Origin of the sequence: Empedobacter sp. UBA5924 (assembly GCF_002431085.1) — a bacterium.
Lineage (GTDB): Bacteria > Bacteroidota > Bacteroidia > Flavobacteriales > Weeksellaceae > Empedobacter > Empedobacter falsenii_B.
In genome coordinates, this window is sequence record NZ_DJDM01000028.1 from 41,932 (window position 1) to 54,978 (window position 13,047).

General features: G+C 31.7%; 14 protein-coding genes and 2 tRNA genes. 9 read left to right on the forward strand and 7 right to left on the reverse strand.

All coding sequences use genetic code 11. The annotated features are described in order from the left end of the window. Positions 1–3 precede the first annotated feature (3 nt). From B3792_RS07610 to B3792_RS07630, 5 genes are all read left to right on the forward strand, one after another. Positions 4–612, forward strand: a complete 609-nt coding sequence (locus tag B3792_RS07610) for a gliding motility lipoprotein GldD (RefSeq protein ID WP_260391997.1) — start codon at positions 4–6, stop codon at positions 610–612. 75 nt (positions 613–687) lie between these two features. Further along, positions 688–1,998, forward strand: a complete 1,311-nt coding sequence (gene rseP / locus B3792_RS07615) for an RIP metalloprotease RseP (protein WP_221854425.1) — start codon at positions 688–690, stop codon at positions 1,996–1,998. 65 nt (positions 1,999–2,063) lie between these two features. Beyond that, positions 2,064–2,137 (forward strand) — tRNA-Asn (locus tag B3792_RS07620). A gap of 58 nt (positions 2,138–2,195) precedes the next feature. Next, positions 2,196–2,269 (forward strand) — tRNA-Asn (locus B3792_RS07625). Positions 2,270–2,502: 233 nt separating this feature from the next. After that, positions 2,503–2,928, forward strand: coding sequence for a lipocalin family protein (locus B3792_RS07630; protein WP_286496160.1), 426 nt, complete (start codon positions 2,503–2,505; stop codon positions 2,926–2,928). A 56-nt stretch (positions 2,929–2,984) separates the two neighbouring features. Here B3792_RS07630 and recA read toward each other — a convergent pair whose 3' ends face one another. Both recA and bcp read right to left on the reverse strand, forming a co-directional pair. After that, positions 2,985–4,046 carry a recombinase RecA gene (gene recA / locus B3792_RS07635; protein ID WP_038333157.1) on the reverse strand — a complete coding sequence of 354 codons (1,062 nt, stop codon included), beginning with the start codon at positions 4,044–4,046 and terminating at the stop codon, positions 2,985–2,987. Positions 4,047–4,057: 11 nt separating this feature from the next. Further along, on the reverse strand, positions 4,058–4,513 hold the full coding sequence (gene bcp / locus B3792_RS07640) for a thioredoxin-dependent thiol peroxidase (protein ID WP_291052633.1): 456 nt from the start codon (positions 4,511–4,513) through the stop codon (positions 4,058–4,060). 221 nt (positions 4,514–4,734) lie between these two features. On the opposite strand from bcp, the gene nth reads away from it, so the two are divergent. Beyond that, the gene (gene nth, locus B3792_RS07645; RefSeq protein WP_038333161.1) at positions 4,735–5,355 is read left to right on the forward strand and encodes an endonuclease III; all 621 of its coding nucleotides are present in this window, start codon (positions 4,735–4,737) and stop codon (positions 5,353–5,355) included. 35 nt (positions 5,356–5,390) lie between these two features. On the opposite strand, the gene B3792_RS07650 is transcribed toward nth, so the two are convergent. Together B3792_RS07650 and B3792_RS07655 are read right to left on the reverse strand one after the other, a co-directional pair. Continuing rightward, positions 5,391–5,843: a lipocalin family protein gene (locus tag B3792_RS07650; protein WP_291046313.1), complete on the reverse strand. Its 453-nt coding sequence runs from the start codon at positions 5,841–5,843 to the stop codon at positions 5,391–5,393. An 88-nt stretch (positions 5,844–5,931) separates the two neighbouring features. Beyond that, positions 5,932–6,378, reverse strand: coding sequence for a lipocalin family protein (locus B3792_RS07655; protein WP_291046310.1), 447 nt, complete (start codon positions 6,376–6,378; stop codon positions 5,932–5,934). Positions 6,379–6,430: 52 nt separating this feature from the next. Between B3792_RS07655 and B3792_RS07660 the strand changes: the two genes are divergently transcribed. Then, positions 6,431–7,276 carry an alpha/beta fold hydrolase gene (locus tag B3792_RS07660; RefSeq protein ID WP_291046307.1) on the forward strand — a complete coding sequence of 282 codons (846 nt, stop codon included), beginning with the start codon at positions 6,431–6,433 and terminating at the stop codon, positions 7,274–7,276. Between the two features lie 34 nt (positions 7,277–7,310). On the opposite strand, the gene B3792_RS07665 is transcribed toward B3792_RS07660, so the two are convergent. Beyond that, positions 7,311–9,458 carry a TonB-dependent receptor gene (locus tag B3792_RS07665; RefSeq protein ID WP_291069291.1) on the reverse strand — a complete coding sequence of 716 codons (2,148 nt, stop codon included), beginning with the start codon at positions 9,456–9,458 and terminating at the stop codon, positions 7,311–7,313. 208 nt (positions 9,459–9,666) lie between these two features. Next, complete coding sequence (locus tag B3792_RS07670) at positions 9,667–10,608, reverse strand: endonuclease/exonuclease/phosphatase family protein (protein WP_291046302.1); 942 nt, start codon at positions 10,606–10,608, stop codon at positions 9,667–9,669. A gap of 62 nt (positions 10,609–10,670) precedes the next feature. Here B3792_RS07670 and B3792_RS07675 point away from each other — a divergent pair, with 62 nt between their 5' ends. Together B3792_RS07675 and purE are read left to right on the forward strand one after the other, a co-directional pair. Beyond that, complete coding sequence (locus B3792_RS07675) at positions 10,671–11,801, forward strand: 5-(carboxyamino)imidazole ribonucleotide synthase (RefSeq protein WP_291046300.1); 1,131 nt, start codon at positions 10,671–10,673, stop codon at positions 11,799–11,801. 5 nt (positions 11,802–11,806) lie between these two features. Further along, positions 11,807–12,310: a 5-(carboxyamino)imidazole ribonucleotide mutase gene (gene purE / locus B3792_RS07680; RefSeq protein WP_038333183.1), complete on the forward strand. Its 504-nt coding sequence runs from the start codon at positions 11,807–11,809 to the stop codon at positions 12,308–12,310. A 57-nt stretch (positions 12,311–12,367) separates the two neighbouring features. On the opposite strand, the gene B3792_RS07685 is transcribed toward purE, so the two are convergent. After that, the gene (locus B3792_RS07685; RefSeq protein WP_291069293.1) at positions 12,368–13,012 is read right to left on the reverse strand and encodes a DUF4145 domain-containing protein; all 645 of its coding nucleotides are present in this window, start codon (positions 13,010–13,012) and stop codon (positions 12,368–12,370) included. Positions 13,013–13,047 lie beyond the last annotated feature (35 nt).

Sequence of the window (13,047 nt, forward strand, 5' to 3'; positions counted from 1 at the left end):
TAAATGAATTTTACAAAATTTAACGTTTTACGTTATACAATGAATTTTAAAACTATAATAGCATTATGTAGTAGTGCTATTTTTTTTGTGTCGTGCAATAAAAGCGAGGAAGTTGCCAAACCTTTAGGACAAGTTCGCCTCGAATATCCGCAACAAACTTATCTGTCTTTCAAAGAAAATGTACCTTATACTTTCCAATATTCAAACTTTGGAAAGGTCGTAGTGGGCAAAAAACCAAACTCTTTCAATATTGTTTATCCACGAATGAAAGCGACAATTTACCTGACATATTTTCCAGTTCAGTCTCCACAAGATTTAATCGTTCAAATAAAAGAAAGTGAGAGTTTTGTGCAAGAACAGACGGTTAAAGCCAGTTTTATCTCGCCACAAGAATTTTCTTTTCCAGAAAAAAAGGTTTTTGGTACTATGTATGAATTAGGAGGAGAATCAGCGATTAATATTCAGTTTCATGCGACGGATAGTGTAAAGAATTTTTTAGCAGGTTCGGTTTATTTCAAAACTCAACCAAAACCCGATTCTTTAGCTCCAGCAGTTGATTACATCAAAAAAGATGTAAAAAAATTGTTAGAAACCTTAGAATGGAAAAAATAAACCGCTTTGATAAATAAATTCGATTAATTTTGTAATCGTTTAATAAAATTAGAACATAAATAAATTTAAAACAATATGTTAATACAGATAGCTACCTTAATGCTTAGTTTGATGCTTTTAGTAATGTTGCACGAACTAGGACATTATGTAACAGCGCGATGGTTTGGCGTTCGTGTTGAACGTTTCTTTTGTTTTTTCGATGTGAAATTTGCCATTTGGAAAAAGAAAATTGGTGATACTGTTTACGGTATCGGTTGGTTGCCTCTTGGAGGATACGTAAAACTTTCGGGAATGATTGACGAAAGCATGGATTTGGAACAAATGAAACAAGAGCCAAAACCGTGGGAATTCCGTGTAAAACCAGCTTGGCAACGATTAATCATCATGTTAGGAGGTATTATTGTAAATATCATTTTAGCGATGATTATTTATACTATTTTATTCATTTCTCAAGGAAAAAGCTTTGTTGATGTAAACAAAATGCAATATGGAATCGAAGCGAATGCAACGCAAACTAAATTCGGCTTGCAAAAAGGTGATATTCCAGTTGGTGTAAATGGTGTTAAATATCAAGCATTAAATGAAATAGGAAAAGAAGCCTTGTTGGGTGGTGAAACTTTAGATGTAAAACGTCAAGGAAAAGAAGTTTCTTTACCAATTACAGAAGATTTCAGAACTGAAATTTTAAACGCTAAAGGCGCTTTCTTTATTCCTCAAATGCCAACCGTTGTGGATTCTGTTGTTGAGAATAGTGCAGCACAAAAAGCAGGTTTATTAAAAGATGATAAAGTAATTGCTATTGATGGTTTCACAACACCTCTATTTTCAGATTTAACAAATAAATTAAAAGAATACAAAGGAAAAACAGTTTCTTTAAGTGTTGAAAGAAAAGGCGAGCCTGTAGAGTTGATGGTAAATGTAGATAAAGATGGAAGCATTGGATTCCTAAGATCAACAGCATATTTAGATTCATTAATTTCTAAGGAAGATTATACAATTGGTGAAGGAATCGCAAAAGGAATTGTAGAGCCATTTGAAGCGATTGCAACGCAAGTTCGTGGAATTGGGACATTGTTCCAAGTAAAAGACGGTCGTAAGCAAGTTGCTGGACCAATTGGAATGGTAAAACAAATGCCAAAAGAATGGAACTGGTTATTTTTCTGGTCATTTACGGCAATGATTTCTGCTTGGTTAGCATTTATTAACTTATTACCAATTCCAGGTTTGGACGGTGGACATGCTGTTTTTGCCATCTATGAAATGATCACAGGTAAAAAACCAAGTGAAAAAGTTTTAGAAAAAGCACAAATGGTTGGCGTTGTAATTATCTTAGGATTAATGGTATTCATCTTCGGAAACGATATTGTGAATATGATTTTTAAATAAAATTTAAAATATTTTTTGTGGGTGTAAAAAATACTTCTATATTTGCACCCACAATTAAGCAACATTCCTCCTTAGCTCAGTTGGTTAGAGCATCTGACTGTTAATCAGAGGGTCCTTGGTTCGAGCCCAAGAGGAGGAGCTTTTTTAGTGAAATGTCAAACAAAGACTTAAAAATAAAATTTTAAAATATCGGATTTTCCTCCTTAGCTCAGTTGGTTAGAGCATCTGACTGTTAATCAGAGGGTCCTTGGTTCGAGCCCAAGAGGAGGAGCAAAAAAGATAATCAATTTGATTGTCTTTTTTTATTATTAAAAGTTTTACTATTTAAATAATAAATATGAATATTCTGAACTCGTTTCAGATTCTCATCATAAACAGTATACAATGTTGAAATAAATTCAACATGACAAACCACTTCTACAGAAGTGTTTTTTTTATTATAAATACTTAAAAACGTTTAATTAATATCATTTTTCATATTATTGCCAATCAAAAAAATAACTTATGAAAAAACTATTATTATTTGCTACACTTTCAGCGACTACATTTTTCGCATCTTGTAATAACGATGATGATTCTAATGTAGAATCGCATGAAGAATTATTAATTGGTAAATGGCAGATTAAAAACTCTGGATATTATTTGAATGGAAAAGAAATAATTGAAGAATACAATGAATGTGATTCTAAAACAAGTATAACTTTTAATAAAAATTTTACTTATTATAATGATTTTTATGAAGGAGGAGGAAATGACCCTTGTTATCATAGCCCGTCTGAAGGAAAATGGAGTTTAAAAAACAAACGAATTACCTTAACAGAAAATAACACTAATGATACTGAAATAGAAAATATCGAAATATTAACAAAAAATAGTTTAAGAATTTCATTTGGAGATGAGGACGCCTTTTTTATTAATTATACAAAATAACAAAAAAACCTCTCAAAATTGAGAGGTTTTTATCATTATATAAAAATTCTTTCGAATTAATCTTCAGCAAATAATTCTGCTTCGTCAGCTGGATTATCAACTGATGGTTTTCCATCTACTGGCTCACCTTTGATTAATGCGACAATTTTAGCTTCAATTTCTTCTGCCAATTCAGGATTATCTTTCAATACTTCTTTTACAGCATCGCGACCTTGTCCTAATTTGCTATCGTTGTATGAATACCAAGAACCAGATTTGTTTACAATTCCTTTCTCAACACCCATATCCAAAATTTCTCCAACTTTAGAAATTCCTTCACCATACATAATATCAAATTCTGCTTGACGGAATGGAGGAGCAACTTTATTTTTAACCACTTTTACTTTCGAGTGATTTCCGATTACCTCATCTCCATTTTTGATTTGAGTAGAACGACGGATATCCAAACGTACAGATGCATAGAATTTTAAGGCGTTACCACCAGTTGTTGTTTCTGGATTTCCGAACATTACCCCAATCTTTTCACGTAATTGATTAATGAAAATCGCTGTACATTTCGTTTTATTAATTGTTCCTGTCAATTTACGTAAAGCTTGAGACATCAAACGCGCTTGTAATCCCATACGAGAATCTCCCATTTCACCTTCAATCTCCGCTTTTGGAGTAAGTGCCGCAACAGAGTCAATTACGATAATATCTATCGCTCCCGAACGAATTAAGTTATCTGCAATTTCTAATGCTTGCTCACCATTATCTGGTTGAGAAATAATTAAGTTTTCTACATCAACACCCAATTTCGCTGCATAATAACGGTCAAATGCATGCTCAGCATCAATAAAAGCAGCGATACCACCAGCTTTTTGAGCTTCAGCAATAGCGTGTAATGTCAATGTTGTTTTACCAGAAGATTCTGGTCCATAGATTTCAATAACACGTCCACGAGGATAACCTCCTACTCCTAACGCTAAATCTAATCCCAAAGATCCAGAAGGAATTACTTCTATTTTATCATCAACAGCCGAATCTCCCATACGCATTACAGTCCCTTTCCCGTAAGCTTTGTCCATCTTATCTAAGATTAGCTGTAACGCTTTCTTTTTATTGTCTAAATCGCTCATTATATTATTTTTTATTTTTCTAAAATTTGTTTTGCGTGTTCTTTTGTTTTCACTTTTTCAATTACATCCGTAATCATTCCTTTTTCATCAATAATGAAAGTTGCACGATGAATTCCATCAAATTCGCGTCCCATAAATTTCTTTGGTCCCCAAACACCGAAAGCATTCAGAATTTCATGATTTTCATCTGCAAGCAAAGGAAAACGTAAATTGTTTTTCTCAGCAAAATTCTTTTGTCTTTTCACAGAATCTGCACTTACTCCAACCAAATGATAACCTTGTGTCTTCAACGCATTTTCGTTATCGCGTAAATCACATACTTCGGCTGTACAACCTGGCGTACTTGCTTTTGGATAAAAGAAAACGACTAATTTTTTTCCTGCAAAATCTTGGTATGAAACTTCGTTTCCATCTTGATCAATTCCTTTAAAATCTGGAACTTTATCTCCTATTTTTAACATCTTGATTTGTCTTTAGAACTTCTCGTAAAAATAATGATTAAATCTTGAATCGTAACTGATTTAACTAATTAATCTTTTATTTATACTACAAATGTAATGTTATATAACGCCAAAATAAGTCGCTAAATATTTACTTTTATTTTTTTGTAAGAACGCTTGTGGCTGATTATTTAAAACATAATTAAAGATGTTTCATTATTTTTACACAAAAAGTTTCAGAACTTATGATGTTAAAGAAAGAGCGTATCCAATTTGTGATTGATGAATTGGAAAAATTATATCCAGTTCCACCAATTCCATTAGACCATCAAGATGCTTTTACATTATTGATCGCCGTTTTATTATCTGCCCAAACAACAGATAAAAAAGTGAATCAAGTAACACCCGAATTATTTGCGAAAGCTGCTAACGCAAAAGCAATGTCGTTATTAGAAGTAGATGAAATAAAATATTATATCCGCGAAATTGGTTTATCAAACACAAAAGCCAAAAATATCAAACGGTTGTCCGAAATTTTAATCGAGAAATACGATGGCGAAGTTCCAGAAGGTTTTGAAGAATTAGAAGAATTACCTGGCGTTGGACACAAAACCGCTTCGGTAGTGATGTCTCAATGGTTTGGTCATCCTGCTTTTCCTGTCGACACACATATTCATCGTTTGATGAAATTATGGAAATTGACAAAAGGTAAAAATGTTGAGGAAACAGAAAAAGATGCGAAGAAAATCTTTCCAAAAGAGTTGTGGAACAAATTACATATTCAAATCATTTATTATGGACGTGAATATTCTCCTGCACGCGCTTGGAGTTTAGACAAAGATTTTATTACACGAAAAATGTTCGAATAAAAAATACCTTCCAAGATGGAAGGTATTTTTCTTTATTATTTTACAATTTCAAAAACTTGCAAACGAAGCTTTATCGTATCTATTTTACTCAACGTATCTTGCAAAATCAAATATTTTGGATCTAACTGCTTCACATAATAATTGTACGTTGTATCTTTTGTTTCCATTGTCAACAAACGTTTTGTTTTAGACGTATTATACACATACGTTCCTATCGTTTGTTCTTGTACACAATTTCCTTTTTCGGTCTTATACATGTTAGAATTATAATTCGTAACATCCGAAAAATCTAATGTAGATTGTCGTTCACAAGCCAACAACTTGTCTGTTTCCGTTATATTCCCTTTCGTTTTTCTAATTTCTTTCAATTGCCATTTTCCAGATCGCAACAATTGATCTTGCGATATTGCCAACGAATCGTCTTCTTTGCACGAAAAAGCTGAAAGCAATAAAATTGATGCTAAAAATAGGCTGAATATATTTTTCATTCGGTTCAATAATTATGTGGTAAAAATAAAGATTTTGAATGACGTAAAGTGAATATAAAAAATAAACCTGAAAACTTATTTTCTTTATTTATTGTTTACGTAAAATATCATAACTGATTGTATTTGCTATTTTCTCGAATTCCTTATCAGAATCTACAATTTTTTTATCAATATATGTTTCAAAAGTTATCGTTTTATCTTGATTAATTTTCACAATTCTATCCTCAAAAATATAATCATCAATGTAAAATTGAATTCTATTATCAACAATTCGCCACAATGTTAATCGAGGCTCACTAGGAAAACAATTGCCATTACTTCCTTCTACATAGTTATAAATAGCATATCCATTATCCCAAATTGTATAATTTCTCATTAACCGACAATCATCAAATTCTTTAGACACTTTTTTGCCATTTTCATAAAAGCCTGATTCTTGTAACTTCCAAAAACCAATCACATTATCAGGTTTTAATTGTTGAGAAAACATTTTTGAAGAGAATAAGATTAATAGAATTAAAATAATTTTTTTCATAAGATTGATTTACCTTGTAAAGGTATATTTTTTACCTTATCAAATAAAAAGAATGAAAAAATTCATACTAGAAACTTCCGACAAATATCCAATTGCCATAACCTCTTTTGGCGAAAACAATGCAACCAAAAAAATCATTGTCATTTCGTCTGCAATTGGTGTTAAACAAACTTTTTATGCCAAATATGCAACGTATTTAGCTAATAAGGGATATTTGGTTTTTACGTATGATTATCGCGGAATCGGCGATTCTAAACCCAAAAAATTAAAAGATTTTAAAGCGCATTTTACAGATTGGGCCGACAAAGATTTTTTAAGTTTAACACAATATATCGAAGAATTTTATCCCAATCACGAAAAATTCTTAATTGGTCATAGTATCGGTGGAATTATGATTGGTTTGACACGCGCTTACAAAGTTTATGATAAAATTGTAACGATTGGTTCTCAATATGGCTATATCAAAAATTTTCATCAAAAAGATAAAACTAAAGTGAATTTCTTTTTTCGCATTGCGATTCCTGTTTTATCTGCTTTTTACGGTTTTTTTCCTTCTCAAAAAGTTGGAATGGGCGAACCAATTCCAATCGGGATCGCAAAAGATTGGCGAAAACTAATTCTGAATGAAACTTCAATTCTAGGTTACGCTGATGAAACGCAAAATTTGTATGATGAAATTACAAAACCTGTTTTAATCATTAGTTTGGATGATGATTTTATGGCAACACCAAAATCTGTAGATTTATTTGGGAAATTAGTTTTGAAAAATGCGAAGAAAAAACGTTTGAATATCGTTCCAAAAGAATATGGGTTGGATGAAATTGGACATTTGGATTTCTTTCGAGAAAAAAATAAAACCGAAATTTGGCATATTCCTCTTGATTATATTGAACAATAAAAAAAGCTCGAGAATTTCTCGAGCTTTTAGCTTTTTATAAACGAATTCCAACTCCACCCAAAACATTAATTCCGGCTTGTGGAAAATAATATCCTCCTCCATAATAATAACCGTTTGATTCGTATTCTACATCAAATAAATTATTAATCAAGAACGAAAATTCAAGGTTTTTAATTCCTTTTACTTTTGGCGAATATCGAATCAAAAGATCCGAAACTAAATAACTATCTAATTTTCCATCTGCTGGTTCTGTATTTGATAAATATTGTTCACCAACATAATTATTCGTCAAATTAATCAATACATTTTTGAAAGGAACAGCTTCAAAACCGAAAGCAGAAATCACATCTGGTGAAAGCGCAATTTTTGTCTTTCCGTATTCTTTTACAGAAGAACTTCCATCAACATCCCAAACTTCCTCTTTGTAATTATTATGTTTGTTTTCGCTAAACGTAATATTTCCAAAAACATTCAAACGATTTGGAATAATCTTATAGTTTGCATCAAATTCGACTCCTCGTCTAAAACTTTTTCCTGAATTAATTCTTTTTCGACTTCCTACATCATTCAATTCTCCAGTTGGCACCAATTGATCACGGTAATCCATATAATACAAATTCGCACTCAAAGCAAGACGACCACTTTTTCTGTAACCCAATTCGTAATCTTGTAAAAATTCGGCTTTTGGTTTTTTATCTTTATCATTCAAACCTGCATAATCAATACGCAAAGGTTCACGTTGAGAAATTCCGTACGAAGCATACAATACATTTGAAGAATTGATTTTAAAATTTATTCCAGCTTTTGGATTCACAAAATTGAATGTATCCGAAAATGGTCTGAAATCTTCCTCATCATTTTTTCCATTTGGTAAATATTTCGCATCATAATCAACATAACGATATTGCAAATCACCAAACAATTCAAATTTATTCAATTGATACAATACTTTCGCATAAGCAGCCAATTGCTTTTTCACAGAACGATTGTTGTAATATTTGAAATCTTTATCCTTAAAACCTGTGCCTTTTACCCATAAGACATTTCCATAATGATCGCCATCATATTCGTTTGCAGATAATCCGAAAAATACTTTAAAATCGTTTAATTTTTGATTTTCAACTTCAAGATTAAAACCATAAAAATCATTATCAAGATATTCACGATTAATTAAATTTCTTTTTTCTGAAGTTAAATAATCCAATTTATAACGTTTCAAACTGCGATTATTTTTATAGCTCTCGTAATAACCTTTACCTTTTGTGTAATGAACTGTTAAATTTGATTTCCAATTATTCCCAAAATCTTGTAACCACGAAAGAAAATAATGATTTTGACGGTAATTATCAGTGTGATTTTTATAAAAACCTTCAACCTTTCCATTTTCGTCTAAAATTTCTCCTTCAAAATTATATGTTCTATCATTTTTTAAAGTTTCAGCATCTACACCACTCCATGCCTGATACGTTTGTTCTTTTCCAAACATATTCTGAAATCTAAACTTTGTTTTTTCATTCAATTCATATAGAGCTGTAAAATCATAAGAGATTAAATCTGACCAAGATCTGTCTACATATCCATCCGAATTTATCTTAGAAAAACGTCCATCAATACTCAATTTATTATTTAGTATTTTTCCCGTACCAGCCTGAACTGTATATTTTTGTGTTTTATAATTTCCGAAAGAAACATTTGCTTCTGCAAAAGGAACGGTAGACGGATTTTGAGATTCGATATTAACACTTGCTCCAAAAGAAGCCATTCCGTTTGATGAAGTTCCAACTCCTCTCTGAATTATCATAGAGCTTGTAGATGAAGCCAAATCTGGCATATTCACCCAAAAAACACCTTGAGATTCAGGATTATTAAGCGGAATTCCATTTAATGTAACGTTGATTGATTGTTCATTAAGTCCACGAATTTTGATAGACGAATAACCAATTCCTGTTCCTGTATCAGAAGTTATAGAAACAGACGTAGCAGAATTTAACAAATTTGGAACATCTTGTCCCAAATTCTTCTTTTGTAACATTTTATCAGTTACCTTTTCAACTGTAATCGGAAGTTTTTCGACAATTGAAACTTCTCCTAATTGAATTTCTTCTTTTTGAATAGAATCTTTTTCTTGTGCATAAAGAATAGATGCACCAAATAATGACAATAAAAAAATCGACCTTTTCATAATTAATTTTAAAAAATATTATGAAAGGAGCCATCTTACACTTTTATAATTTACGCGCGAATGTAATTTGGTGAAGTACCAGTTCCCTTAGCAGCATTACCTGCCCAGGTTCTTTGGGTATAATCTCAGCCTCTTGTAAAGAAGCACCCCTTTCGATTGAACTTCAAAGGTAATCTTTTTTTTGAAATTTAAAAATTAACCCAAATTCTTAATCTATTTTCAGTTCTGCAACAATCGGAAAATGATCTGATTTTATATCATCTCCACGATAAAAATTGGTCACTTTTATTTTTTTCGAAACCCAACATTGGTCGATATTTGTGCGGAAAATTGGAATAAAAGCATTCCAAGAATTATTCAATCCAAAACCAGAACGAGCATCTTTCATTTTATCCGATTGCACCAATTTGAAGTTCGGAGAATAAACTGTTGAATTCAAATCGCCAACTAAAATGATATTTTCATTCGGTAAAGCATCTATTTCCTGCTTCATTAATTCGTATTGTTTATTTCGTCTTTCAAAACGAGCCTGATTTGGTAATGGCGGAACTGGATGTGTCGCTAAAATACTAACAGACTTACCGTCTACAGAAATTTCCGCTAAAATAGAGGGATGCATCTCATCAATGTAATTTTTTGTAGACACTTTTTTAAATGGTATTTTAGAATAAATGGCAATTCCGAAATTGTTACTTCTAACTTCTTCTTTATAATATGGATACTCTTTTCTTATAAATTCTACATTTTTTTGCCAAGATGGAGTTAGTTCTTGCAAAACGATAACATCAGCAGTTTCTGTACCTAAATATTTTTGTAGATGCTGAAATTCATCATTCTGAGAAAAAATATTAATCGAAATAATCTTGAAATTAGATTGCTCACCTCTCGCATTTTCTCCAAAATAGAAATTTCCTAAATTTTTGTACGTAATAATCGGAATAGCAACGAGTGGAATCAACCACAAAATATTTTTCTTTTCTTGTTTACGAATCGAATAATTGTAAATCAAACACAAGAAAAAAGCAATAATTAGTGCATAAACAGAATATTGCACCAACATATCAAATACAAAGTATTGGTAAAAACTTCTACTCGATAAATAAATTCCCAGAAATACTAAAAATAAAATTTTACTCCACTTTGTTAACATCTCGTCAATACTTTTTTTGATCTCGTAAAAATAGAAATTATATTATTCATTAACTTCGCAATATGATAAAAATCGGAATTTTAGGAGGAGGACAATTGGGATATATGTTTTTGCAAAATGCATTACAATACCCTTGCGAGATTAGTATTTTAGATCCGGCTGCTGATGCACCTTGTGCACCACATGCACATCATTTTATACAAGGCGATTTCAAAGATTATGAAACAGTTGTCGCTTTTGGAAAAGATCTAGATGCAATCGGGATTGAAATTGAGCATGTTAATGTTGATGCTTTGCGTTATCTAAAATCTATTGGAAAGCGAGTTGTTCCAGACCCTGAGGCTTTAGCGATTATTCAAGACAAAGGAGTTCAGAAAGAATTTTATGTCAACAACAATATTCCGACTGCGCCTTATTTTAGATTAGATAATTGGGAAGAGTTGAAATCAAAACAAGACATCAATTATCCAATTTTCCAAAAATCAAGAAAAGATGGTTATGATGGAAAAGGTGTACAATTCTTAAAATCTGAAGCTGATTTAGACAAAATGCTTCAAGCACCTTCTATTTTCGAAACACCTGCCGATTTAGATCGCGAAATTGCAGTGGTTACAGTTGCCGATCATTCAGGAAATATCGTGACTTATCCAACCGTAGAATTTGTTATCAACGAAGAATATAATTTATTAGATTATTTATTAATGCCTTCTACACTTCCGAAAGAAATCACTGAACGTGCGGAACAAATTGCTCGCGATGTTGTAAAAGCATTGAAATCTTCAGGAGTTTTCGCAGTAGAAATGTTTGTTAACAAAGACCAATCTATTTGGGTTAACGAAACAGCTTCTCGTGTTCACAATTCGGGACATTCGACAATCGAAGCAGCATATTCATCACAATTTGACCAAATGTTAAGAACCTTAATGCAATTACCACTTGGTTCTACAAAATTGTTTACAACTTCTGCTATGGTTAACTTAATTGGTGCTGAAGGAGAAACTGGATCAGCTGAAATAGAAAACATTGAAGAGTTATTAACAATACCAGGAACATTTTTACATTGGTACGCGAAAACAATCACAAAACCAGGTCGAAAAATGGGACACGTTACATTGGTTAACGATGATTTAAAACAATTAAAACAAAACATAAAACAAGTTAACGCAACGGTGAAAGTCGTAGCAAAAAAGTAACAACTATGGTAGGAATTATAATGGGAAGTGATAGCGATTTGCCTATCATGAAACAAGCTGCTGATCTATTAACAGAATTAAATATACCTTTCGAATTAACAATTGTTTCTGCGCATCGTACGCCACAACGTATGTTTGATTATGCAAAAACAGCGCACGAACGTGGAATAAATGTCATTATTGCTGGTGCAGGAGGCGCTGCACATTTGCCAGGAATGGTTGCATCAATTACGCCTCTTCCTGTAGTTGGTGTTCCAATTAAATCGTCTAATTCGATTGATGGTTGGGATTCTATTTTATCTATTTTGCAAATGCCAAATGGTATTCCAGTTGCTACAGTTGCAGTAAATGCAGCGAAGAATGCAGGAATTTTGGCTGCGCGTATTTTAGGAGCTACTAATCCAACTTTGCAAGAAAGGTTAATCCAATATCAAGAAGATTTACAAAAAGCCGTAGAAGCGAAAATAGAGCTTGTAAAAGGCGAATATCCGAATGGGTTTGATAAGTAAGATTTAAGAAATATTCTAATAGAAAAAGCATCAATTAAAAATTGATGCTTTTTTGCTTTATTCACCTATCTTTTTTAAACTTCTCAATTTACCAAGAAGAAATTCATATTGATATACTGCTTTCAAAATTTCTTTAGTAAATTCTATTGATATTTCCACTTCAAATTTACCTACCTCATTAAATGTATTTGATTCAATATGGGCGGCATCATTTCCAAGAAGTCTTAACTCTTGCATACCCTCAATTAATTCTTTTGGAATTAAAATTTTAGTTCCTAAATCTTGTAATTTTAAATATAAATTTTTTCCATCTACTTTTCTATCAAGACAAATCTCTTCTAAAGTTTTTCTAATCATTATAGCAGATGCTACAAAGCAATTATTTGAATGAGAAATAACTGCCTCTTGAAAAGCATTTATTACTTTTTCTGGAATATTTTCTTTATCAAAGGGTATTGTATCTGATGGATAAGTTAATATTATATCATTCATTGAATTATTATATACAAAGAATAAATGCCCTAAACAAGTTCTATTTGGACAACGTCGAAGTCCAAATGTTTTTGGATTTGAAAAAGTATCCTTTACATATACATCGGTACCTATAGACTCAAATGTTCCATTATGACCACAATGTGGGCATCTAATTGAAATTCTTGTTCCTTCCGTATTTTGAATATTTCCTTCTAATTTAAACTTCATTTATTTTAATATTAATAAAGATATCTATAAAACTA